This window comes from Lysobacter gummosus (genome assembly GCF_001442805.1).
GTDB lineage: Bacteria > Pseudomonadota > Gammaproteobacteria > Xanthomonadales > Xanthomonadaceae > Lysobacter > Lysobacter gummosus.
Genome location: NZ_CP011131.1, coordinates 2,475,370 through 2,498,644, shown reverse-complemented (window position 1 = coordinate 2,498,644; position 23,275 = coordinate 2,475,370). Strand labels below are relative to the sequence as shown.

The window sequence follows — 23,275 nt, the reverse complement described above, 5'->3', positions numbered from 1 at the left end:
AGCGGGCTCCGCTTTACTTCGGCGGAGCCGAACATCCAGAGCCTTCAGCGCCACCCTTCGACGTCGTCATTCCCGCGAACGTGGGAATCCAGGGCCTTTCGTGCGAGAACGCCTGAAGTCGCTGGATTCCCGCGTTCGCGGGAATGACGGTAGGTAAGAGTGCGCGAGTCTGGTTGTTGCGAATGACGGCCGGGAGATACGAAAAGGCTTCGGTGCATTCAACGCCACTGAAGAACCTGCGCGGAAACAAAGGCACAGCAATCGCGCCCACCCGATCAGCCGCCGTGCCCGCCACCGGGCAAGGTGAAATAGAACGTAGCGCCCTCGCCTTCCCGCCCCTCGGCGCGGATGCTCCCGCCATGACGCTCGACGATGCGCTTGACCGAAGCCAGACCAATGCCATGTCCGGCGAAATCCTCCACGTTGTGCAAACGCTGGAACGGCCGGAACAGCTTGTCGACATAAGCCTGCGGAAACCCGGTGCCATTGTCGCGAACGAAGAACTCGCGCCCGCCGGACGCCTCGACCGTGCCGAACTCGATCACCGCCGGCGAACGATCTCGGGTGAACTTCCACGCATTACCGAGCAGATTGCCGAGCAGATTACGCAGCAACGGCGCATCGCCGATCACTTCCATGCCCGGCTCGATCAGCACCTCGACCGCGCGCTGACTGTCGCCCATGCGCAGCTCTTCGATCAATTCGTTGGCGAAGCGGCTCAAGTCCACGCTCTCGTGCTTGAGCTCGCTGCGGGTCAGGCGCGACATCTTCAGCAGCGCGTCGATCAGATCGCCCATGCGCGCGGCCGCCTTGCGCACCCGCGCCAGATAACCGCTGCCGGCTTCGTCGAAACGATCCGCGTACTTCTCTCCGAGAATGCGGCTGAAACCGTCGATCGCGCGCAACGGCGCACGCAAATCGTGCGAGACGCTGTAGGCGAACGCCTCCAGTTCCTGATTGGCCTGGCTGAGCTCGCGCGTTCGCAGCGCCACCCGCGCTTCCAGCGTGCGATTGAGCGCATGCACGCGCGCTTCCGCGCGCAGACGCTCGGTGACGTCCTCGACCTGGACCAGGCCGGTGATGTCCTGGCCGACCTTGCCCGGCACCGGCGAATAGGTCAGCTGCACCTGACGCGCGACGCCGTGCTGGCGGCGCAGGCGCCGGGTCGCGCGATGCACGCCGGCACCGTCGCCTTCCACGCCGCTGTTCGCCGCCGGCTCGCCGTCCTCGTCTTCCAGCAGGCTGTCGAAACGCTGATCGAGCAACTGCGGCAACGCCAGCCCGACGATCGAAGACAAGGCCGGATTGGCATCGACGATGCGCCCTTCGCTGTCCAGCAGCGCCTTGCCGATCGCCGAATACTGCATGGCGCTGCGGAAACGCGCCTCGCTGCGGCGGAAGTCCTCCGTCATGCGCAGCGCGATCTGGCGCGCGCGCGACTCGGTATGCGCCAGCACCAGGGCGATGCCGTACAGCAACAACGAACTGAAAATGCCGAGCGCGAACATGTTGCGCAGGTTTTCCATGCGCGGCACCGCCTGCTCGATCGGCGGCGATTCGTATTCGATCCGCCAGGTGCGTCCATACACCTCGAACGTCACCTTGTGCACGAACGCCGCCGGCTGCTCCGGCGCGGGCCCCGGCGGCGCGAACAACAAGGTGTCGCGGCCGCCGCGCTCGTCGAAGATGCGAAAACGCATGTCGCGGTGGGTCTCGCCGAGCGAGGTCTCGACGAATTGCTCCATCCGGAACGGCACGTACACCCAGCCCTGCATCTCGGCGCGGCGCAGGCTGGGACTTTGCGGACGCCCGCCGCCCACGTACACCGGCAACACCAGGATCAGGCCGGTGCTCTTGGTGCCGTCGTGCTTGTCCTGGATCAACTCGATCTTGCCCGACAACCGCGCCTGCCCCGACTCCAGCGCCGCTTCCATCGCCGCGTGGCGCGTATGTTCCGCGAACATGTCGTAGCCGATCGCTTCGACATTGGCCGCGGTCTTGGGCTCCAAGAACAGGATCGGCCCGTAGATTTCGCGCTGGCCGAACGGCCGCACCGTCAGCAGGCCGTAGCCGGCGTCGCGCCATTCGTTCTGCAACTGCGTCAGCAAGCGCTGCGGCACGTAACCGGTGAAGCCCAGGCCCAGCGTCGCCGGAAAGCGCCGCTGCAGGTTCATGCCCTCGACATAGGCCTTCCACTGCGCCGCGGTCGGCCGCTGCACGGAGGCGAACAGCGACACGCCGCCGCGCGCGACCAGTTCGTAATTGACCAGGTGCTGCTGGACCAGCTCGGTGACCTGCACGGTGCGGCCGACGAATTCGGCCTGGGCCGCGCGCTGCTCGCGATCGCGCGCCACCCGCCAGGCGGTGAACACCAGCACCAGGGCGACGATGAACACGATGAAAGCCAGCAGATAGCCGCGGCGCGGCATCAGCCCGGACACATCGGCGTAATCCGGCAAAGGGCCGGAGTCGTTCGGCGAAGGCGCGTGGGCGGCCGGATCGGACGTCGTCATCCGGCCTAGCATACTAGTCGTGTCGCGCAGACCGCATTCACGCCGACCAGCGCCGCGCGCGACTCACTCGCGCGGCACGTTCTCCAGCATCAGGCGGTTGATGCACTCCAGATGCTCCATCGCCAGACGCCGGCACAGCCGCGGCCAATGCCGCTGGGCCTGTATCGACGCCCCGGACAATTGCTGCATCAGCAGGTGCTCCTCGATCTCGTCGGCCAGTTCGAGCAAGGCACGGCCGTTGCGATCGGCCCGCTGCGCCAGGCGCTCGCGCGTGGGCGTGCGCCAGGCCAGATACGAGCAGCCGGCGACCGCGCCGGCGATCGTCACGATCAGGAAGCCGAACAACAGCCACGACGACCACGGCGCCGCCGTCACGCCCGGCAGCGCGACGGCCACGGCCGCCACCGCATTCACGCCGGCCATCACGAAACTCCCGGCGTGAGCGCCAGCAACTCGGCCGGCTTGACCTTGAAGCCGCAGGCCTGCGCCATCAGCAGGGCGCGCCCACGCGTGGAGACGAAGCCGCGGCTGCGCATGCGCCGCAGCATCGCGGTCGAGACCCCGGCCGCCCCGGCGGCGGCGCGCGCGGTGGCGAAACAGGCGATGTAGCGTTCGATCGGGTTGCCCGGCTTGACCGGCTTGCGCCCTCCGCCCGGACCGCCGCTAGCACCTCGTCGTCGCGATTCCACGCCACTTTCGACCTGCGATTCGTCCGCGATCGTGATGCGGTTTACGGTTTGCGGATCCTGCCGTGAAGCCGCCTGTCGCGGGTCCCGCGTCCGCCGCCCGCCATCCGCCCGGGTACTGCCATCAAATCGATCGAGTCGTTCCATAACCCTGCTCCTTCGGCATCCATGCCCAGCAAAACTACCATCTGAAATTGCTCTTTTCAACGAGTAAAAAGAGTGATCTTTTTACGAGGGGATACGCAACAATGAGTTGCGCTATCCGAGCCCGGCCCAAGGCCCAGGGGCAACGAGCGAGCGCCCATGTTTCAGCCCTGCAGGATGCTCCGGCGAGACCTATGACTAACGCGCCCCATCAAGAATTCGCCAACCGATTGCACCAGGCCTTGGATTTCTCCGGATTCGCCAAAGGCCGGGCCCGCACCGGTGCCCTTTCCGCCTACTACGACGTCAGCCGCGAAACCGCGCGCAAATGGCTGGTGGGCCTGGCCCTGCCCGAACTGGAGCGCATGCTGCAGATCGCGGTGCAGCAGCACGTGAGCTTCGAATGGCTCGCCACCGGCCGCGGCACCATCGAAGGCAAATCGTTGTCGGTGCGCGAAAACGCGGCCAAATACAGCGATCCCGACGAACTGCGGCTGATGGGACTGATGCGCAAGCTCTCGCGCAAGAAGCGCCGGGCCCTGATCGAGTTGCTCGACGGCAACTGACTCGTGCGGGGGGTTATCGCACCGCCTGAGTAGCGCGGCGATCGCGCCGGCAAGGCTGCGCGCGGGATTTGTCCGAGGCGCGCCAGACAGCGATGTGCGGACGCTTGTACGCCGCGCCCGGCCGGCGCGGCGGCTGGAGTCGATCAACGCCGATTCGCGCTTTTGCGGGCGAGCCGCGCAGGCACTGATCGAATGCCAGCCATACAGGTTCAGCCGAAAGGCTTGTGAACGCGGGCGCAGACCCTATACTGGCTTGGTCAGCGAGTATTGCTGTCCCCGGGGGTGCACTGGCTTCGACGGGGGTCGCGAAATCGCCTGGTGCATGCCGAGGGGGTAGCTTTCCTCGTAAATCCAGCTGCAAACTTTTAGTTGCCAACGACGACAACTACGCTCTCGCCGCTTAAGGCGTAAGCCTCGAAACTGCTTGTGTCCGTGCTCGCAGCGTAGAGTCATTATCACGGAATCGTCGGGAGTGGCTGCCTGTCAGCACCTGATCAACACATAACAGGCTGGTCCTCGGATGCGCTTTGCGCGCCGTGCTGTTCGGGGGCGAGATCTAACGGAGCGCTAAGCATGTAGTGCCGGGGATGGAGTGCCTTCGGACGGCGGTTCGATTCCGCCCACCTCCACCAATTCAAGCAAGACCAGACAAGGCCGGGACTCCTTTCAACAAGGGTTCCGGCCTTTTTTGTGTCCCATCACGCTCAAGGCAACTCATTGAAACTCGGGCGATCGAGGGCCAATGCGGGAGCCACGAGACTCCACGAACAAATCATCAGCGCACCACAGTGAGCGGGACCGTGCAGTCAAATCATCAGCGCACCACAGTGAGCGGGACCGTGCAGTTGCAAATGACCTTCGCGGTAACCGAACCCAACAGCAGGTTCTTCAGCGCCGAACGCCCGTGCGAGCCCATGACGATCAGATCGCAGCGGTTGGATTTGGCGAACTTGAGGATGGTAGCCGCGGGGTCTCCCACCGACAGGTGTTCCTCGTAATCGGTCTTGGCTCGCTTGAGCATCGCCCTGGCCTTGCGCATCGACGCGTCGCCGTTCTCGGCGTGATAGCGGGCCGCGCCTTCCAGTCCGAGGCTGAGCGCGACGCTGCGCATGAGCGGTTCGTCGGCATACAGCAGATGCAACTCGGGGGGCTCCTTCATGTCGCCGGCCAGTTTGATGGCGTGGCGAACGGCGCGTAATGCTGCTTCGCTGCCGTCGATCGCGATCACGATACGCATTGCTCTTCTCCTCGACGCGAACGCGTCTGTGCACCGGCAGTCTCGCGCGGATCGGCCGCGGCGGAGTTGATCGAGATCAATCCGGTGCGTCTAGAAGCTGCGCGCCCACGCCAAAGCCAGCCCCAGCATCAGCGGCCAAAGCAGCGCTGGATGCAGCAGCGCGCGCAGCCACGGGCGCACGGGCCGATAGCCCACGCCGTGGACGAAACCGGCGCAGATCGACAGCAGCAACGGGCTGAGCAAGCCATGCCCGGCCGCGGTCATCTCGCCGCCGCGCATCGCCGGCAGGAACAGCAGGCCCAATGCGAGGCCGCAGGCCAGCAGCAGCGACAGGGCACGGGCCATCACTCGTCCTCCAGCACTTCGCGCCGATCGCGCTCCTCATCGCTGCGCAACTCGTACCACATGGCGTTGAGAACGCCGAAGCTGCAGGCCAGGGCCAGGCCCAGTATCCAAGCGAAGTACCACATCAGTAGCTTCCTCCGGCGTCGTCTTGCGATTCCACATGAGCGCGCGTCACCGTGCCGCGCATGACCCGGAACGCCCAGCTCGTATAGGCCAGGATCAGCGGCAGGAAGATCGTCGCGGCGACCAGCATGATGCCCAGGGTGCTCTTGCTCGAAGAGGCGTCCCAGATCGTCAGGCCGTGGACCGGATCGGTGGAGGACGGCATCAGGAACGGAAACATCGCCAGGCCGGCGGTCAGGATGATCCCGGCCACCGCGCTTCCGCTCGCCAGGAAGGCGAGCCAGCGTGTTCGAATCAACACCACCGCGATGAGCAAGAGCACCGTAAGCAGCGGAACCGCGGTCATCCACGGGTTGAGCGCGTAGTTGGCGAACCAGCCGCCGTCGATCAACACGACGTGTTTTGTCAGCGGATCGGAGGGCGAATCGGCATGCAGGGCGCCGACGATCGCCGGTGCCGGCAGATAACGCAACCATACGCCGGCCGCGACAAAGCCCGCCGCGGCGACCACCGCGGCGATGCGCGCGATTCGCCTGGCCCGCAGCCCCACCGGATCTTCCACGCGCATGGCGGCGAAACAGGCGCCGTGCATCACCAGCATCGCCAGGCTCACCACGCCGGCCAACAAGGCGAACGGCCGGAACAGGCCGATGAAGCTGCCGTCGTAGACCGGCAGCAAATCCTCGGTGAAGTGGAACGGCACGCCCAGCAGCAAATTGCCGAAGGCCACGCCGAACACCAGCGACGGCACCGCGCCGGCGATGGTCAGCGCCCAATCCCAGGCGCCGCGCCAGCGCGCATGCGGCAATCGGTTGCGGAAGGCGAAGCCAACCGGGCGCAGGATCAACGCCACCAGCAACAACAACATGGCGAAGTAGAACGAGGAAAACGACGCGGCGTACAACAACGGCCAGGCCGCGAACACGGCACCGCCGCCGAGGACGAACCAGACCTGGTTGCCTTCCCAGTTAGGTTCGATGGATTCCAGCGCCATGCGCCGTTCGACGTCGTCGCGCCCGATCAGGCGCAAGATCGCGCCCAGGCCCAGATCGTATCCGTCCGTCACCGCGAAACCGATCAGCAACACGCCCAGCAGAACCCACCAGATCATGCGCAGCAAGGAATAGTCGATCATCGCTCGGTCCTCGCGGATTGAATGTCGGCGGCGGCATGGTCGCGGCGCGATGCCGGCCAGAATTTGAGCTGGTCGGGCCCGGAGCGGATCGCGCGCAGCATCAGCATCACATCGACCACGGCCAAGCCGGTATAGAGCACGACGAAGCCGATGAGGCTGGCGATCACTTGCGTGGAATTGGTAGACGACACGCCGAGGAAGGTCGGCAGAACACCGTCGATCGCCCAGGGCTGGCGGCCGTATTCGGCGACGATCCAGCCCAGCTCGGCCGCCACCCACGGCAACGGCAGGCTCCACAGCGCCACGCGCAGGAACAGCGGCCGCTGCAACCGGCCGCGCGTGGCCAGATAGAACGCCCATCCGAACAGCGCTATGAAAAAGCAGCCCAGCGCCACCATGATGCGGAACGACCAGAACAGCACCGGCACGTTCGGCACCGTGCTCCAGGCCGCGCGGTCGATGACGGCTTCATCGGCCAAAGCCGGGTCGGCTACGTAGCGCAAGGTCAGCAGGCCGAACCCGAGATCCTTGCGCAACGCAAGGAACGCCGCGAGCTTGCCCGGGTCGGCGCGGTCCGCGCGCAGCTCGCGCAAGGCGGCGTAAGCGGCGATCCCGCGGCGGATGCGCTGGCGATTGTCCTCGACCAGCTCATGAATTCCCGGCACTTCCTTGTCCAGCGAGCGCGTGGCGATCATGCCCAGCGCCCAGGGGACATGCACCGCATACTTGGTTTCGCGCCGCTGCATATCCGGCAATCCGAACAGGGTGAACGAAGCCGGCGCGGGATGAGTCCGCCATTCGGCCTCGATCGCGGCGACTTTCATCTGCTGGTTCTCCGAGGCGGTGTAGCCGCTCTCATCGCCCAGCACCGCCACCGACAAGGCCGATGCCAGGCCGAAGCTCGCCGCCACCACCATGGAGCGTCGTGCGATTTCGATATTCCGCCCGCGCAGCAGATACCAGGCGCTGATGGACAGGACGAACATGGCCCCGGTGACATAGCCGGCGCTGACGGTATGCACGAATTTCGCCTGCGCGACGGGATTGAACACCACCGCGGCGAAGTCGGTGACTTCCATGCGCATGGTCTGGAAATTGAATTCCGCGCCGACCGGGTTCTGCATCCAGCCGTTGGCGATCAATATCCACAGCGCGGACAGATTGGCGCCCAGTGCGGTCAACCAGGTCACCATCAGGTGCTGGAGCTTGCTCAGCCGATCCCAGCCGAAGAAGAACAGGCCGACGAAGGTGCTTTCCAGGAAGAACGCCATCAGGCCTTCGATGGCCAGCGGCGCACCGAAGATGTCGCCGACATAGTGGGAGTAGTACGCCCAGTTGGTTCCGAACTGGAACTCCATGGTGATGCCGGTCGCCACCCCCATGGCGAAGTTGATGCCGAACAACACGCCCCAAAAGCGCGTCATCTGCTTCCAGATCACCCGGTTCGTCATCACATACACGCTCTCCATGATCGCCAGGATCAAGGCCAGCCCAATGGTCAGCGGAACGAACAGGAAGTGGTACAGCGCGGTCAGCGCGAACTGCAATCGGGACAGATCGACGACATGGAGATCCGGCATGGCATTCACCTTGTAGGCAACAGATGCTCATCCACCGCCGCATCGTCGATGCGCGGACGGTGCGACGGCGAGAAGAACAACAGATAGAGCACGGCCAACAGGGCCAACTTCATCGCCACGGCCACGGCGATGCGCCGCGCCAGTGGACGCCTGGACCGGACCGGTGGCTTGGCATCGGCCCTGGCCCGCAGTTCATTCGGCGCGATCGGCGCTTTCACCGAACCCGCACGCGGTTGTCTACATTCCTGACGCCCGCGATCAGCCATGCCGCGTCTTCGACCGCGTTACGCGCCTGCCAGTCGCCGACTTTCCCCTTCAGGACGACCTTCCCGCTAGCGTCCACATCGACTTGAATATTCGAGGCCTGCACATCGGCGCGGCGATGCATCGCGTCCCTGATCGAGCGTTTCACATCCTGCTTGCACGAGATGCTGCGGATCTCGATCTTGTTCGCGATATCGATCACGCCCGCCAGGCAGCGCAGGTCGTTCTCGATCTCGCTGCGCTGGAACTGCCAGTCGACCGTCCCGGTCAGGGTCAGGCATCCCTGATCGACGGTGACCTTGACGGCGCCCTTGGGCAACGAGGTATCCCAAGCCAGGACGTCGGTAGCGCGCTTGACCAGCACTTCGTCGGATACGTGCGAATCCGGCGGGCAACGCACTTCGACATCGAGCACCACGCCGCGCACGCCCTTGACCCGCTCCACCGCCTCGGCCACGGCGATCTTGTCCGCGAGGCTGTGCACGTGGCCGGTCAGTTTGACGATGCGCTCATCGACCGTCACGCCGATGCCCGATGCGTCCACGCGCGGATCGAAAGCCAGTTCTTCCAGTACGTATTTGCGCAAGCGTTCGCTGTTCATGGACGACTCCGGTGGAAATCCGAAGCCATTACGCCCAGGGTCGATCCGGCGGGACTTGATCCAGATCAATTCCCCGGCCGGTCCAACCGCGCCGCCCCCGCCGGCCCGCCGCGTTGACTCAGATCAATACCGAAACGCCGGGCCGGCGTGAAATGGGCGTACAGGCCGATCCAGGCCGTGGAGAACGCACATGTACAAAGACCTGATGATCCCCATGACCGGTAGCGACGGCGACACGGACGCGTTGATCGTGGCGGTGGGATTGGCGACCCGGCATGGCTCACATTTGTCGGTCCTGGAAATGATCGACCTGCCGATGCCGCTGGCGCATCCGTGGGGAATGATGCCGGACACGGTCACCGCCGAAGTCCACGACACGCTGCGCGAACGGGGCAGGAAGAATCTGGCCGCCCTCAAGACGCGGCTGAGCGCGGAACCGATATCGACGGAGGTGAGAATAGTCGAAGCCCTGTATGCGCAAGCCTCGTCCATGGCCGCCCGGCAAGCCTACGACGCCGATCTGGTCATCGTCGCCGGCGCGGCGGGCGACACGGTGGAATCGGTCGTGCCGCATGCGTACTTCGTGTCCTTGCTGCTCGAATCCGGGCGCCCGGTGCTGGTGATTCCGCCGCGTTGCGCGGTGGACCCGGTGCCGCGCCGGATCGTGATCGCCTGGCGCCCCACCCGCGAAGCCTCTCGCGCGGTTCACGACGCATTGCCGCTGATGAAGGGCGCCGAGCGCGTGGACGTGCTGACGATTCAGACCGATGCGTCAGAAGAAAACGATATCTCGGCCGAACGGCTGGTGCGCCACTTGGCGCGGCATGGGATCGAAAGTCATCGGATCGAGCGCCCGACGCTGGGACAGACCGTGGCCACGGCCTTGCTGCAGTACACCCGCGAGTCCCGCGCCGATCTTCTGATCGCCGGCGGCTACGGGCATTCGCGCCTGCGCGAGTGGGCGCTGGGCGGCGTCACCCGCGAACTGCTGATCGCCAGCGACCTGCCTGTTTTCTTCGGACACTGACATGAGCGCCCACGCCGTGAACCGCAAGCATCATGTGCTGGTAAAAGATCCGCTGCGCATCCATGAGCACGCGCGCGCCGCCTTGGCGCGCGCGGTGTACGTGATCGAAACCCTGCAGCGGCAGGCCCTGGCCGGCGACACCGCTGCGCTGCGCCAGCAACGCCTGCTCGTGCGCGGCGCGGTGCGCGATCTGGAACTGCGATATCGCGATCTGGCCGCCCTGCATGCTGGTTTCGCAAACGAACAAGGCGCGGCGCTGGCGGCGGCCTGGCAGCGGTTCTTCAATGGTTACGACGATTTCCTGGAAGCCGCGCGCCGGGCCCGCAACGAAGTCGCCAGGGCGCAGTCGCCTTGCGCCGCCGCGCCCGCGGTGTCCGACCCGGATTTTTCCATCCATTCCGGAGCCCGCCATGCATCAGCCTGACCGCGCGATTCAAGACGCAAGCGAGGTGGAACGGGCGCTCAAACGCCAGTTGCGCTGGATCGAAGACGATATCGCCAAGACCTTGCTCGACCCCGGCGCCGACGCCGATGCGGCCGCGTCTTGGCCGAAGCTGACGGCCGCGGATGCGTCTTCGCCTTCGACGCCCGGGACGACGCGGAAATACTCCCCCTTGCGGTGGTTGCGGCATTGGTCGAATCGCCTGCTTGGCCGCATCTGATGCCGCGATGATCCGGCGCGCGCACTCGCGCGCCGGATCAGGCTTCGGACATCATCTCATCCAATACGCCCTGCCCTGACGAAACCGGCGCATCGATCCACGGCTGCACCATGTTGCGGATGCGGCGCCTGGCCGCCTGCAACGCGGGCGCCGCGCCGGCGATAGCGATCGCGGACGCCATCGAAGGTTCCAACGCGTCGCTGGCGTCGTTGGCAAGACACGCCAGCTCGGGCTGCATCTGAATCCGCGTCAATCCTTCGTAACGACGGCATCGCTCGGTCGCCTCGGCCAGGGCGGCCGGCAGCGCGCGATGTTTCCAGCGTTCGGCCAGCCCCGCTTCTGCGCCGCCGCCACGACCGCCCCGCTCCTGGGCCAGTTGCAGGGCCGCTTGCAGGCATCCCAGCGCCAGACTGCGGGCGATCGCCTGAGCCACCGCGGGCGCGCGTCCGCAGTCGTAGCCGAGCCGAAGGTATTCCAAGACGTCGCCCAGCCCCATCAGTCCCACCGCGAGCCGCAAGGGCCGGCCGTCGTGCGCGCCGAAGACCATGGCCGCATCGTCGAGCATGCGAACCGCCACGGCCGCCGCCGCGGTGAAACGCTTGTGGTCGAAACGGGCGCGGGGCGTATCCGGATCGGTCACGAACGCCCCGGCGTTCACCACCGCGCACGGCTCCGGCAACACGGGCACGGGCCGATCGGTCCCGGCGAAACGCAACAGCGCGGGGTCCGGAAGAATCTGCCAGCGCGAGAAGGCGAACGCATAGCGGCTGCACCAGTAATCGGCGCTGTCGCCTTCCGGCGCGGCTATCGTCGCGGCGACCCGCTGCCATGTCGCCTCGATGGTGCGGTCGTGCAGACGGGCGCCGCTTCGCCAACGGAAGCGGCCGTCCCAAAGGTCGACCGCCCGGGCTGCGGTGAATCGCGTAAGAAGCGTCAAGGCAATGTCCTCGGCGGTCATCGGCCGCGCTGCGTCCACGCCACTATGCCCTGGGCCGGCGCCCCGACCTTGACCGGGATCAAGCTCGCCGCCGATTGCGCGGCACCGCCGCGCGACTGCGCCGCCGGCGCCGTTACAAACTGTTACCCGTGGTTACCGCATTGGAATCGTGCGAGGCGGCGGCGGACGTAGCCTGATCCCAACGCCGCCGCCGGACCATCGCCATGTTGCTTGATTCCGCCGCTCATGTTGAGCCCAGTAACGATTCCTTCCTCGCGGCCACCTCAAACGGGCGCGCGCAGCAAACGCGCAGCCTGGAGCAACTGCTGCAAAGCTGGCCGCTGCAGCGCCGCCGCGTACACGCCAAGCAGTACATCTTTCGCGCCGGGCAGCCGCGGCACGCGCTTTACCTGGTGCACGCCGGATTCTTCAAGACCGCCGTCATCAGCGAAGACGGCCGCGAGAAGATCACCGGCTTTCGCATGCGCGGCGATCTGCTCGGACTGGACGCGCTGGACATGCCCGCCTACGCCTGCGACGCGATGGCGCTGGATACCGGCGAACTGTGGGAACTGCCCTACGCGCAGTTGCGCGATGAGCTGCCGCAGTTCCAGGAGCGCATCACCGCGCTGCTGGCGGGCGAAATCCGCCGCGACTGGGGCTGGATGCTGGCGCTCGGGACCCTGGGCGCCGACCAGCGCGTGATCACCTTCTTGTTCGATCTGGCTTCGCGCTTCGAAGGCCTGGGCTTCAGCCCCAATCATCTGCAGTTGCGGATGACGCGCGCGGAACTGGGCAATTTCCTGTCGCTGACTCTGGAGACGGTTACCCGCGTGCTGTCGCGCCTGCAGGCGCGCGGCCTGATCGCGGTCGCGGGCCGGGAAATCCGCATCCAGGATCGTCACGGGCTGCAAACGGTCTTGCGCGACAGCGCGAGCTGTCACTGAAATCCGGGGCGGTTGCGTATCTGCGGGTCCAGCGCACGGCCGATGGCGGCGATCAGCTGCTCCCTGCGATAAGGCTTGCGCAACAGATCGAACGCCCAGACGTCCGCGGTCGGCTCGCCGGCCGCGTCGGTCTCGTAACCGGAGGTCAGCAGCACCGACAGATCCGGCCGCAGTTGCCGCGCGGCCAGAGCGAGTTCTTTCCCGTTGATGCCCTCGCCGAGCATCACGTCGCTGAAGAGCACGTCGATAGCCTCCTCGCCGGACAACCGCCGCAGCGCCTCGGCCGCATTGCCGACCGCCAGCACCTGGTATCCGGAGGAACGCAGGAACGCGACCGCGATATCGCGCACGGCCTGATCGTCTTCGACCACCAGGATCGTTTCGCCCTTGCCCTCGATCCTGGTGCCGTTGACCGGAGCGGCCGCGATCGCGGAGGCTTGCGCGGCCGGCAGATACAGATCCACCTGCGTGCCGTAACCCAAGGTGCTGCCGATGCGCAGGTGGCCGCCGCTCTGCTTGGCGAAGCCATAGACCATGCTCAAACCCAATCCGCTGCCGCGGCCGACTTCCTTCGTCGTGAAGAACGGCTCCATGGCACGGGCCAGGGTTTCCGGCGCCATGCCCCGTCCGGTGTCGCTCACGGTGATGCGGACATAGCGGCCGGCCGCCAGTTCGGCCGACGCGCCTTGTTCGCCGATGCGGTGCGAGCGCGCCTCGATGGTGATCTCGCCTCCGCGCGGCATGGCGTCGCGCGCGTTCAACGCCAGATTGACCAAGGCCGCGTCCAACTGGGTCGGATCGACATAAGCGGCGGGCAGCTCGCTCTCGCAGCGCACATACAGACGCACGCTTTCGCCCAGGGTGCGCTTGAGCATGGACTCGACATCGCGCAACAAGCTCGGCGCATCCACCGCCTGCGGGACCAACCGCTGCCGGCGCGCGAACGCCAGCAGCTTTCCGGTCAGCTCCGCGCCGCGCCCGACCGAACGCAAGGCGCTGGCGATCAATTCGCTGGCCTCGGGCTTGTCGTCGCATTCCATCTCCAGCAACTGCAAGCTGCCGGACATGACGGTCAACAGGTTGTTGAAGTCGTGAGCGATGCCCCCGGTCAGCTGTCCGATGGCATCGAGCCGCTGCGAGTGGGCCAGTTGCTCCTCGGTACGCCGGCGCTGCACGAACGCGGCGATGAGGTTGGCGACCGACTGCAGCAGATGCAAGGCATCGTGATCGAAGTGACGCGGCTGGCTGGACAGGACCAGCAGCGCCCCCATCGGGCTGCCGCGATCGGACAGCGGCAACAACGCTGCGCTGCCCGAGCACGGCGAATCGATCGGAAAACGCCCGCCGGCCACGGCGTCGCCGGCCAAATCGTCGATCACCAAGGACTCGCCCGCGCCGATGCGGTCGAGCAATTTGGTTTTGTGCAATCTGATCGGCGAGTCGGTTTCGTCCGCGACGTCGGCCAACCCGACCGACGCCCGGGTGCCCACGGTCTGCCGGTCGCTGGACACGAACACGACGGCGACCATCGAAGCATCCAAGGCCGCGGCCAACAACGCCGGCACGTGATCGACCACGCCCGATTCGTCCTGCGCCTCCAGCGCCAGTTGCCCGATACGCGCGGCCAGCGCGTCGTAGCGAGCGCGCACCAGGGCCTGACGCGCGCGCTGGGTTTCGGAAATGTCGCGCACGGAGGCCAGATAACGCGGCCCTTGATCGCTTTCGATCGGGCTCAGGGCGATTTCGACCGGGAACTGCGCGCCGTCGAGCCGCTGCCCGATCAGGCTCTGGCCGGTCACCCCCATCGGCCGGACATGCGGATGCGCCATGTAGTTCGCGCGATGGGCGCGGTGGCGTTCGCGCACCGATTCGGGGATGAGCTGCTCTATCGGGATCTGGTTCAGGCCGCCGAGCGGATAGCCGAACAGGCGCTCGGCCTGAGCATTGGCCTGAATGATCCGGCCGCTGCTGTTGACCACCACCAGCGCATCGGGAACCGCCTCGAACAGGCCGGGAAACAGGGTGCCCTCGCTCATGCGCCGGTGACCTCCGCGGCGAACAGGTAGCCGGCGCCGCGCACGGATTTGATCAACTGCGGATCGGCCGGGTCGCGTTCGATCTTGCGCCGCAAGCGGCCGATGGCCACATCGATGGTGCGATCGAACGGGCCGGCATCGCGGCCATGCACGCGGGTCATGAGTTGGTCGCGGCTCAATACCTGCCGGGGATTTTCCAGCAAGGCCTTGAGCAGTTCGAACTCGCCGGTGGTCAGCGGCACGTCCCCGCCGGCGGCATCCAGCAAACGCCGTGCCGGAAGATCCAGGCTGAAACCCTCGAAGTGCAGGCGCCTGGATGTCGCGGGTGCGGGCGCGGGTGCGCGGGCCGCGGCCCGTCGCAGTACCGAGCGCGTTCGCGCCAGCAACTCGCGCAGATCGAAAGGTTTGGTCACGTAGTCGTCGGCGCCGAGTTCCAAACCGACGACGCGCTCGACCGCTTCGCCGCGGCCGCTGACCACGATGACCGGCCCGCGCCACTGCGCCTGCAGGTGGCGCAACAAGGACAGGCCGTCCTCATCGGGCAACCCCAGATCCAGCAGCACCAGGTCGATCGTCTGGACCGCAACAAGCTCCCGGGCCTGCGCGGCATTGGCCGCGCCGATCACCCGGTAGCCGTTCGCGCCGAAGTAGCGCGACAACAGGGCGAGGATGTCCGCATCGTCGTCGATCACCAACAGTCCGGGCATCTGCCCCGTCGTGGACATCGCGTCCTGGCTTTGCGCTGGCATGACGACCGCCGGGCCCATTCATGGATTGTGCCCCAGAGCATGGGCCGATCCACCGCACCTCGCAAGCTCCCCGGTTCGCGGGCCGCAAGCTTGCGCGGACTTGATCCAGGTCAAGTCGGGCGGCCGGGCCGCGCCTAGAGTCGCAATGAAATCCCGCGCTGGAGAATCTTATGAAAGGCACGATGCGAGCGGCGATGGCGCACCGCCTGGGCGCGGCCTTGACCATCGAACATCTGCCCATTCCCACGCCCGGGCCGGGCGAGGTGCTGGTCAAGATACGCGCCAGCGGCGTGTGCCATACCGACCTGCACGCGGTGCAGGGCGACTGGCCGGTCAAACCGGTTTTGCCGTTCATTCCAGGGCATGAAGGCGCCGGCATCGTCGCCGAGACGGGCGCCGGGGTGAATCATCTTCGCGCCGGTGACGCGGTCGGCATCGCCTGGCTGCACGACGCCTGCGGCCGCTGCGAATACTGCATCAGCGGTTGGGAAACCTTGTGCGAACGCCAGCGCAACAGCGGCTACAGCGTCAACGGCACCTTCGGCGAATACGCGATCGCCAGCGCGGCCTACGTCGCGCGCTTGCCCAGCGGCTGCGATTTCGTCGGCCTCGCGCCGATCCTGTGCGCCGGCGTCACCAGCTACAAAGGCATTCGCGAGACGCAGGCGCGTCCGGGCGAATGGATCGTGATTTCCGGCATCGGCGGACTGGGCCATCTGGCGATCCAGTATGCGCAGGCGATGGGGCTGCACGTGGCCGCCATCGACGTGAGCGAAAGCAAGCTTTCGCTGGCCCGGTCGCTGGGCGCGGAAATCGTCGTCAATGCGAACGACATCGGCGCGCTGGAAGACATCCGCCGCGGCACCGGTGGAGGCGCGCAGGGCGTGCTGGTCACCGCGGTATCGCCCAGTGCCTTCACCCAGGCCCTGGGCATGGTGCGGCGCAAAGGCACGATCTGCCTGGTGGGCTTGCCGCCGGGCGAGTTCGCCACGCCGATTTTCGATGTCGTGCTCAAGCGCATCACCCTGCGCGGCTCGATCGTCGGCAATCGCCAGGACCTGGCCGAAGCCATCGACATGGCCGCCTACGGCAAGGTGCAGGCCATGGTCGAGCCCTACCCGCTGAGTCAGGTCAACGTGGTGCTCGATCGTTTGCGCGTGGGCGGAATCGAAGGCCGCGCCGTGCTGGACATGAGTCTGGCCGCTTAGACCGCTGCCGAATCCGCGCCCGTGAGCCTGCATTCCTTACCCCTGCCCTCGGCGATCATCGGCCTGTGTGTGGCGCTCGGCATCGGCCTGTTGGTGGGCCTGGATCGCGAACGCGCCAAGGGCCGCGGCCCGCTGCGCGAACCGGCGGGCATCCGCAGCTTCGTGCTGTGCAGCCTGACCGGCGCGGTCGCCGTCAGCCTGGGCGATGCCGGCCTGCTGACGGCCGGTGTGTTCCTCGGCGTGCTGGTCACGGCCGGCTATCTGAGCACTCGCGATCGCGATCCCGGGCTCACCACCGAAATCGCCTTGCTGATCACCTGGCTCCTGGGCGCGCTGTCGATGCGATCGCCCAGCCTGGCGGCGGCGCTGGGCGTGGTGGTCGCCATCTTGCTGGCGAGCAAACAGCGCCTGCATCGATTCAGCCGGCGGGTGCTCACGCGTCAGGAACTGCATGACCTGCTCCTGCTTACCGCGGCGGCATTCGTGGTGCTGCCCCTGCTTCCCGACCGCACCATCGACCCGTGGAGCTCGATCAACCCGTACCGGCTGTGGGTGCTGGTGGTCGCCGTCATGACGATCAGCTCCGTGGGCTATATCGCGCTGCGGTTGTTCGGGGTCAGGCTGGGCCTGTCGATCGCCGGCCTGGCCGGAGGTTTCGTATCCAGCACCGCCACCATCGCCGCCATGGCCGATCGCGCCCGCGCCGATCCCGCGCTGGCCCCCGCCGCGGCGAGCGCCGGGCTGATGTCCAATGTCGCCACGATCGTGCAACTGGCGGTCGTCATCGGCGCGGTGTCCGCGACGATGCTGCGTTGGGCCACGCCGGCGCTGATCGCCGCCGGGGCGGTCGTCATTGCGAGCGCATGGCTATCCACGCGCTCATCGACCGCGGCCGTGTCGGTTCCGGCGCGCAAGATGGTCTCGCAACGCCCGTTCGAACCGATGGCCACGCTGCGATTCGTGGCCTTGCTCGCCGCGATCATGATGGGTGCGGCGATCCTGCGCGAGATTCTCGGCCAGGCCAGTCTGCCGTGGGTGCTGGCGGCGTCGGGACTGGCCGATGTGCATGCGGCCGCGGCCTCGGCCGCGCAATCGATGATGCGCGATCCGCTCGATACGCGTCTGGCCGAACAAGGGCTGATCGGGGCCTTCCTCGCCAACTCGCTGATGAAGTGCCTGGTGGCCGGCATCAAAGGCGGCCGCAGTTTCGCCGGTCGGCTGATCCCGGGAACGGTTCTCATGGCCGCGACGTTCGTTCTGGTCGCATCGCTGAATTGAAGCTAATCCCCTGGCACGGCGTGGAGCCGGTCACTTTGCCCGCGATTGCCGCGCCATGAGTTCGTACTTGCGGCGGTAATCGTCCAAGGTGGCTTCGTCCAGTTCTTCCAGATCCATCAGCCCGTTGCTCGCCGCTTCGGTCACCCGGATCAGCTCGTCGAGCTTGATCTGAATGGCTTCGGTATCGCGGCTCTGGGTGTTCTGGATGAGGAATACCATCAGGAAGGTGATCACCGTCGTCGCCGTGTTGATCACCAATTGCCAGGTGTCGCTGAAGCCGAACAAAGGCCCGGTAAGCAGCCAAGCCACAATGATCGCCACGGCCGATGTAAACGCCAAAGGCCGTCCGGAAAACCGCGCCGACAGCTTGGAAAACCGATCGAAAGCGTGTGCGATTTTCATGTCTTCGCCTGCCCGGTCGCATCAAGAAAAACGCCGCGCTGGGCGCGGCGTGTGTCGGTCACAGAGACAACTCGTGTATAACCTGACTGGCATCGTCCGGGTCGATGCGCACGTGAAAGCCCAGGTAGGTCGCCAGGTCGCGCATCTGCAGGTTCTCGGCCAGATCCACCGAGTACATCCGATGGATGCCGCGCTGCCGCGCGATCTCGATCAAATGCTTCATCAAGGCGCTGCCCAGTCCCTTGTTCTGCCATTGATCGGTGACGGTCACCGCGCATTCGCAGGACTGGTGATCCGCCGATGAGCTGTAGCGGCTGGCACCGACGATCCGCTCGGCACCTCCCTCCGCGACGACCGCGACGAACGCCACCTCGTGCTCGGGATCGATATCGGTGAGCTGATCCAGCAACTGCTCGCTGGGGCTGCGAACCTGCCCCAGAAAGCGAAAGCGCCGGGCCTGCGCCGACAAGCCTTCCAGAAAACTGCGTTCGGCCGACCGGTCCAGCGGCGAGATGGCTCTGATCAACACCTGGCTGCGATCGCGCAAGGTCTGCGTCCACCGCAGCGGGGGCGGAACGGGAGTGGAGGTCGTTGCGATATTCACGGCGGGCTCCTGGGATGGATGGGTTGCCAATCCAGCCTAGGCCTTGGCTGCGCGCCGCTGTTGATCTGGATCAATCCGCGCCATTGAACCGGCTTCGCCTTCATTGATCCGGATCAATGCGTGTTTCGCCGGCGCTGTCACGCTGTTGCCACGAAACCCGGAGCGCGCGCCATGTTCAAGGATTTCCTCGTGCCGTTGTTGATGGGAGACATTCCCTCGCCCGTCGTGCACACCGCCTGCGCGATAGCCAAGGCCTGGCGCGGCCGGGTGATCGCGCTGGTGGGCGTCAGCCAGGCCGCGCCGATTCCCGAAGCCTGGAGTTATTACCCCGCCGGCGTCTACCAGAACATGCGCGACTGCGCGCTGGCCACCACCCAAAGCATGGCCGAGGCCGCCGACGCGCGCTTGCACTACGAAGGCGTGCCCTATGAAATCCGCCGTTCCGAAGCGTTCTGGTCTACGCCGGAGGAAATTTCGGTAGAGCATGCGCGCTACGCCGACGTCACCGTGCTGGGCATGGATACGAACGAGCACGATGCCCGCCACCGCCTGTTCGCCGCCGTCGCGGTCGGCTCGGGCCGGCCGGTGCTGTGCGTGCCGGCATACAAAGCCCTGCCGGCGGATTTCGGCCACGCCGTCGTGGCCTGGAAGCCTTCGCGGGAAGCGGCCCGCGCGCTGCGCGACGCCTTGCCCTGGTTGGCGCGCATGCGCTCGGTCGACCTGTTGAGCGCGGATGAAACCTCTTCCACCGCTCATCCTTTGGACGCCTCGCTGCCCAACTACCTTGAGCGGCACGGGGTACAGGTCAAGCAGGTCCGCCGCTCCGCGGCCCACGCCAGTGCGGGCTGCGTCATCGTCGATCATGCGATCGAATGCAACGCCGACCTGATCGTGGCAGGCGCCTACAGCCGTTCCAGGCTGGTCGAACAGATCCTGGGCGGTACGACGCGTTACTTGCTGGACAACGCGATGTGCCCGGTCTTGTTCGCGCACTAGCGCCGGAGCCGGACTGGCGACCGGCCGGAAACGTTTCGCTCTTGAAACATAGCAAAAACCAGCTGCAAGCGTATATTCGCCCCCAACGCAGACCGTGTTAACGAACGCTTGCACCCATACGGCTGCGTCACGACGTGCATCGGGGAAGAGGCACGCGGAATCACACAGGACTCGAAAAAGGCACACCCGGCGAGAGCCGGCGTCGCAAAGCCTCCGGGTACCGGTCCCACGCCGGCACGGCCGAGCTACCGAGCGCATCGACCGGGCGATCACGCCCCGCTCATGGAGTTCTGACATGTCCACCCAACGACGTTGGCGTCCGCTGCTCACCGCGGCGCTATTGCTGGCATCTTCCGGGGCCTGGGCCGCGTCGGTGCAACCGACCACCTACCCCGGCAATTTCACCTCATGCAACGACCTGCCCGGCGTCGGCACCTGGCAGGGGCTGGGCTCCAGCACCGGCGGCGCGCCGGTCAACGGCCAAAGCTACAACCTCGGCCTGCCCGGCCAGTCCATCACCTTCAACTACACCCCCTCGGGGCAGAACCAGTACATCGGCTTCAACGCGACCGTGCCGATGGACTACATCGTGGTCAAGGGCGGTAACGCCTACAACGTGTTCCACTACGACCCGGCCGTATCCGCCGACATCAATCTGTACTCGCCCGACAACGGCAGCGGCGAACCGGCCGGCGTCAGCCATGTCGCGTTCTGCTTCCTGCCCAAGCCCAGCGGCGAGAAAACCGCCGACGCGAGCTGGAAACGCTATACCGACTGGAGCATCGACAAGAGCGTCACCCCCGAACAGATCACCATGTTCGACGGCGACAGCCATCAAGTCGAATACACCGTCACCGCCACGCCGCTGACCCGCGGGATTTACCGCGTGTCCGGCACCATCACCGTCAAGGATCCTTTCGACTTCGGCTGGAAAGCCACCGCGGTGGTCGACACCATGCAGTTCGGCAACGCGCCGAATCAGTTCGCGCTTCAATGGACCGCGCAAGGCGGCGACACCGACACGCTGGACTGCACGAAGCCGGCGCCCAACGCACAGAAGATCATTCTTGCGTGCAGCTACGCCTTCGATCTGAGCAGCCTGAGCCATCCGTTCCTGCTCAACGCGAGCGGCGGCGTCAACGCGGCCGGCATCACCACGCAACGCAACGGCAGTTGCGGCTGCGCCGACGACGGCAGCAGCGGAGGCAGCCCCGGCAGCGCGCAGAGCTACACCTTCACCGCCACGGCGGCCTTCACCATTCCGGCCAACCCGGCAGAAAGCTACGGCGACAGTTTCTCGGTCGACGACTCCATGCTGCCCAACGCCGTGGATCACAGCTTCGCCCTCGGCGACGCCGGCTATGTGTGGACCTATGGACGGCCGCAGCCGTTCGCGTGCGACGCCGATGGCGGCTCGCACAACAATACGGCCACCGGTAGCTGGAGCACCGGCGCGAACACCAATGCGACAGCGAGCGATTCCGCCAGCGTCAACGTGGCTTGCCGCACGGTCTCGATCTCCAAGACCGCGCAAACACGCTACGACCGCGACTATGGATGGAGCGCGGACAAGCACATCGTGGTTTCGCCGGCGGACGCCAAGGTCACCGGAATGCAGGGATGCCTGGCCGATCCGATCGCCAGCGGCGATTACGCAGGCAATTACCTGTGCGACGATATCGATGTCACGCTGAATGACGGCGGCAGCTACGAGACCGTGTACCGGCTCGCCGCGACCCGCGGTATCGAATCGGAAAGCGGCTTCGCCGTGTCCGGCGACATCCAGGTCAACTGGCCCGTCGATGTCACGCCCGTGTTCAGTCCGAGCGCCCCCAGCGATGTTCTGCATTTCGCCGGAGGCACGACGCAATCGGTATCGCCGACCTGCGACGCGCAAGGACCGACTTCGCTGCATTGCGCGTATCAAGCCTCGCTGAGCGGCAAGCTGGACGGGTATAACCAAGCCAGCATCCAGCGAGTGCGGCAGTGCTACGACGCCAACGGCGCCGCCAGCGACTGCGGGCTGCAAGCCTACGACTCCAATCAGGCGGCCCTGGCCTATGGCGATCCGAATGTCGAAACCGATCGTTGCGTGGTGCTGACCGACCTGTTCAACGGCACCGCCGGATTGAATCTCGGCACTGGCTTCGGCTGGACCGTGCAACCCCTGTTGTGCGGCAGCTTCGTGCACTATGCGACCGGCGACGTGGATCCCGATCCGGACATGGTGCGCAGCCTGGATGTGTTCGCTTCGTGGCTGCTTCCGAGCCAGACCGGCGCGGGCAACAGCTGCGAGTTCATGGTGCCCAACCTGCTCACGCTTGCGACCGACAACGGCGCGAACAAGAGCGACGAGGCGGTGCTGAGCGTGCGCGTGCCGGAACTGTGCGCGAACGCGGGTTGCACCTACACCCTGGGCTATTGGAAGACCCACTCGACGTACGGCCCCGCGCCTTACGACGCGACCTGGGCGGCGATCGGCGAGAACACGCTGTTCTTCAGCTCCGGGCAGACGTGGTATGCCGTGTTCTGGACTCCGCCGAAGGGCGGCAACGCTTACTACATCCTGGCGCACCAATACATGGCGGCGCGCCTGAATGTCGAAGCGGGCGCGAGCGCTCCGACCCAGGTAAGCAGCGCGATCGCACAGGCGACCGCGTGGTTCACCGGACGCAGCACCACGGCGCCGAAGGGACCGGCGCGCGACACCGCAATCAACCTGGCCGGCATCCTCGGCTCCTACAACGAAGGCACCACCGGCCCGGGCCATTGCTCGGTCTCGCCTTCCACACTCTCCAAGGCAGCTCAATAAGAACGGCATCACGCTGAGTCAGGCCAGCCCCCGGTTATCGCCGGGGGCTGGTCCGGTCGAGGCAGGAATACGCATAGTCAGAACCGAAAACGCAAGAAAGGCCGGAATCGCTTCCGGCCTTTCTTGTGTCCGCGGGTTTCCCGCGCTTGCATCGCATCGCAAGCCGTCAACGCACGCGATCAGACTTTGGCGACCATCCCCGCGATCGCATGCCCCGGATACTTGCGCCCCACCAGCACCACCGCCTCACGCCGATTGCTGGCCCGCACCGCTTCCACGAAGCTGACTTCCTCCGCGTTCAAGGGCTCGCCCGAATGCTTGGCGCGGCGGCCCAGTACCCAGTAATCGTGGTGATCCTGTTCGCGCCCGGCGCGCACGACTTCGACGTAGTACGTAGGTTTGCCCATTCCCGCCTCCTTGTCC

The 23,275-nt window shown here is 66.0% G+C and carries 25 protein-coding genes, 1 other RNA gene and 1 riboswitch; of the genes, 10 read left to right on the top strand and 16 right to left on the bottom strand.

What is annotated here, in order from left to right; all coding sequences use genetic code 11:
• Positions 1-275 precede the first annotated feature (275 nt).
• From LG3211_RS10405 to LG3211_RS26355, 3 genes are all read right to left on the bottom strand, one after another.
• On the bottom strand, positions 276-2,513 hold the full coding sequence (locus tag LG3211_RS10405) for a CHASE domain-containing protein (RefSeq protein WP_057942781.1): 2,238 nt from the start codon (positions 2,511-2,513) through the stop codon (positions 276-278).
• Between the two features lie 63 nt (positions 2,514-2,576).
• Positions 2,577-2,936 (bottom strand): hypothetical protein, encoded by a 360-nt coding sequence (locus LG3211_RS10400; protein WP_057942780.1) that lies wholly within the window; start codon positions 2,934-2,936, stop codon positions 2,577-2,579.
• Positions 2,936-3,346, bottom strand: coding sequence for a hypothetical protein (locus LG3211_RS26355; protein WP_187313167.1), 411 nt, complete (start codon positions 3,344-3,346; stop codon positions 2,936-2,938). Before LG3211_RS26355 ends, LG3211_RS10400 begins: the two co-directional genes overlap by 1 nt.
• 191 nt (positions 3,347-3,537) lie before the next feature.
• Between LG3211_RS26355 and LG3211_RS10390 the strand changes: the two genes are divergently transcribed.
• Positions 3,538-3,909: a helix-turn-helix domain-containing protein gene (locus LG3211_RS10390; protein WP_031373591.1), complete on the top strand. Its 372-nt coding sequence runs from the start codon at positions 3,538-3,540 to the stop codon at positions 3,907-3,909.
• Between the two features lie 278 nt (positions 3,910-4,187).
• Positions 4,188-4,541, top strand: a transfer-messenger RNA (tmRNA) gene (gene ssrA / locus LG3211_RS24845).
• A 182-nt stretch (positions 4,542-4,723) separates the two neighbouring features.
• Here ssrA and LG3211_RS10385 read toward each other — a convergent pair.
• The 7 genes from LG3211_RS10385 to LG3211_RS10365 form a co-directional block, all read right to left on the bottom strand.
• A complete protein-coding gene (locus LG3211_RS10385) occupies positions 4,724-5,146 on the bottom strand; it encodes a universal stress protein (protein ID WP_057942778.1) in 423 nt (140 codons plus the stop codon).
• 90 nt (positions 5,147-5,236) lie between these two features.
• On the bottom strand, positions 5,237-5,491 hold the full coding sequence (locus LG3211_RS10380; protein ID WP_057942777.1) for a cyd operon YbgE family protein: 255 nt from the start codon (positions 5,489-5,491) through the stop codon (positions 5,237-5,239).
• Entirely contained in the window at positions 5,491-5,616 is a 126-nt protein-coding gene (cydX, locus tag LG3211_RS24840) for a cytochrome bd-I oxidase subunit CydX (RefSeq protein WP_083512444.1), read from the bottom strand. The genes LG3211_RS10380 and cydX overlap by 1 nt, the downstream gene beginning before the upstream one ends.
• Positions 5,616-6,749, bottom strand: a complete 1,134-nt coding sequence (gene cydB / locus LG3211_RS10375) for a cytochrome d ubiquinol oxidase subunit II (protein ID WP_057942776.1) — start codon at positions 6,747-6,749, stop codon at positions 5,616-5,618. The genes cydX and cydB overlap by 1 nt, the downstream gene beginning before the upstream one ends.
• The gene (locus LG3211_RS10370; RefSeq protein WP_057942775.1) at positions 6,746-8,329 is read right to left on the bottom strand and encodes a cytochrome ubiquinol oxidase subunit I; all 1,584 of its coding nucleotides are present in this window, start codon (positions 8,327-8,329) and stop codon (positions 6,746-6,748) included. The genes cydB and LG3211_RS10370 overlap by 4 nt, the downstream gene beginning before the upstream one ends.
• A 5-nt stretch (positions 8,330-8,334) precedes the next feature.
• Positions 8,335-8,442, bottom strand: coding sequence for a cytochrome oxidase putative small subunit CydP (gene cydP, locus LG3211_RS27290; RefSeq protein WP_338041421.1), 108 nt, complete (start codon positions 8,440-8,442; stop codon positions 8,335-8,337).
• A gap of 101 nt (positions 8,443-8,543) precedes the next feature.
• Positions 8,544-9,194 (bottom strand): BON domain-containing protein, encoded by a 651-nt coding sequence (locus LG3211_RS10365; RefSeq protein WP_057942774.1) that lies wholly within the window; start codon positions 9,192-9,194, stop codon positions 8,544-8,546.
• A 190-nt stretch (positions 9,195-9,384) separates the two neighbouring features.
• Between LG3211_RS10365 and LG3211_RS10360 the strand changes: the two genes are divergently transcribed.
• Genes LG3211_RS10360 through LG3211_RS10350 form a run of 3 tightly spaced genes read left to right on the top strand, consistent with a single transcriptional unit; the run spans position 9,385 to position 10,883 of the window.
• On the top strand, positions 9,385-10,221 hold the full coding sequence (locus LG3211_RS10360; RefSeq protein ID WP_057942773.1) for a universal stress protein: 837 nt from the start codon (positions 9,385-9,387) through the stop codon (positions 10,219-10,221).
• Between the two features lies 1 nt (position 10,222).
• Entirely contained in the window at positions 10,223-10,645 is a 423-nt protein-coding gene (locus tag LG3211_RS10355) for a hypothetical protein (protein ID WP_057942772.1), read from the top strand.
• Positions 10,632-10,883 (top strand): hypothetical protein, encoded by a 252-nt coding sequence (locus LG3211_RS10350; protein ID WP_057942771.1) that lies wholly within the window; start codon positions 10,632-10,634, stop codon positions 10,881-10,883. Before LG3211_RS10355 ends, LG3211_RS10350 begins: the two co-directional genes overlap by 14 nt.
• A 37-nt stretch (positions 10,884-10,920) precedes the next feature.
• Here the strand turns inward: LG3211_RS10350 and LG3211_RS10345 are convergent, their stop codons facing one another.
• On the bottom strand, positions 10,921-11,841 hold the full coding sequence (locus tag LG3211_RS10345; protein WP_057942770.1) for a hypothetical protein: 921 nt from the start codon (positions 11,839-11,841) through the stop codon (positions 10,921-10,923).
• A gap of 203 nt (positions 11,842-12,044) precedes the next feature.
• Here LG3211_RS10345 and LG3211_RS10340 point away from each other — a divergent pair, with 203 nt between their 5' ends.
• Positions 12,045-12,767 carry a helix-turn-helix domain-containing protein gene (locus LG3211_RS10340; RefSeq protein WP_083512443.1) on the top strand — a complete coding sequence of 241 codons (723 nt, stop codon included), beginning with the start codon at positions 12,045-12,047 and terminating at the stop codon, positions 12,765-12,767.
• On the opposite strand, the gene LG3211_RS10335 is transcribed toward LG3211_RS10340, so the two are convergent.
• Positions 12,761-14,803, bottom strand: coding sequence for an ATP-binding protein (locus LG3211_RS10335; RefSeq protein ID WP_057942769.1), 2,043 nt, complete (start codon positions 14,801-14,803; stop codon positions 12,761-12,763). The genes LG3211_RS10340 and LG3211_RS10335 overlap by 7 nt on opposite strands.
• Positions 14,800-15,552 (bottom strand): response regulator, encoded by a 753-nt coding sequence (locus LG3211_RS10330; RefSeq protein ID WP_083512881.1) that lies wholly within the window; start codon positions 15,550-15,552, stop codon positions 14,800-14,802. Before LG3211_RS10330 ends, LG3211_RS10335 begins: the two co-directional genes overlap by 4 nt.
• Before the next feature lie 170 nt (positions 15,553-15,722).
• Here LG3211_RS10330 and LG3211_RS10325 point away from each other — a divergent pair, with 170 nt between their 5' ends.
• Complete coding sequence (locus tag LG3211_RS10325; protein ID WP_057942768.1) at positions 15,723-16,760, top strand: zinc-dependent alcohol dehydrogenase; 1,038 nt, start codon at positions 15,723-15,725, stop codon at positions 16,758-16,760.
• A 21-nt stretch (positions 16,761-16,781) separates the two neighbouring features.
• Positions 16,782-18,038 (top strand): MgtC/SapB family protein, encoded by a 1,257-nt coding sequence (locus LG3211_RS10320; protein ID WP_083512442.1) that lies wholly within the window; start codon positions 16,782-16,784, stop codon positions 18,036-18,038.
• Positions 18,039-18,068: 30 nt separating this feature from the next.
• Here the strand turns inward: LG3211_RS10320 and LG3211_RS10315 are convergent, their stop codons facing one another.
• Both LG3211_RS10315 and LG3211_RS10310 read right to left on the bottom strand, forming a co-directional pair.
• A complete protein-coding gene (locus tag LG3211_RS10315) occupies positions 18,069-18,440 on the bottom strand; it encodes a low affinity iron permease family protein (RefSeq protein WP_057942766.1) in 372 nt (123 codons plus the stop codon).
• Positions 18,441-18,498: 58 nt separating this feature from the next.
• Positions 18,499-19,044 (bottom strand): GNAT family N-acetyltransferase, encoded by a 546-nt coding sequence (locus LG3211_RS10310; protein ID WP_235115002.1) that lies wholly within the window; start codon positions 19,042-19,044, stop codon positions 18,499-18,501.
• A gap of 171 nt (positions 19,045-19,215) precedes the next feature.
• Between LG3211_RS10310 and LG3211_RS10305 the strand changes: the two genes are divergently transcribed.
• Together LG3211_RS10305 and LG3211_RS10300 are read left to right on the top strand one after the other, a co-directional pair.
• Positions 19,216-20,040 carry a universal stress protein gene (locus LG3211_RS10305; RefSeq protein WP_057942765.1) on the top strand — a complete coding sequence of 275 codons (825 nt, stop codon included), beginning with the start codon at positions 19,216-19,218 and terminating at the stop codon, positions 20,038-20,040.
• 169 nt (positions 20,041-20,209) lie between these two features.
• Positions 20,210-20,293, top strand: a riboswitch (cyclic di-GMP riboswitch).
• A gap of 42 nt (positions 20,294-20,335) precedes the next feature.
• On the top strand, positions 20,336-22,852 hold the full coding sequence (locus tag LG3211_RS10300) for a hypothetical protein (RefSeq protein WP_057942764.1): 2,517 nt from the start codon (positions 20,336-20,338) through the stop codon (positions 22,850-22,852).
• A 179-nt stretch (positions 22,853-23,031) separates the two neighbouring features.
• Here the strand turns inward: LG3211_RS10300 and LG3211_RS10295 are convergent, their stop codons facing one another.
• Positions 23,032-23,259 carry a hypothetical protein gene (locus LG3211_RS10295; protein ID WP_057942763.1) on the bottom strand — a complete coding sequence of 76 codons (228 nt, stop codon included), beginning with the start codon at positions 23,257-23,259 and terminating at the stop codon, positions 23,032-23,034.
• Positions 23,260-23,275: the final 16 nt, after the last annotated feature.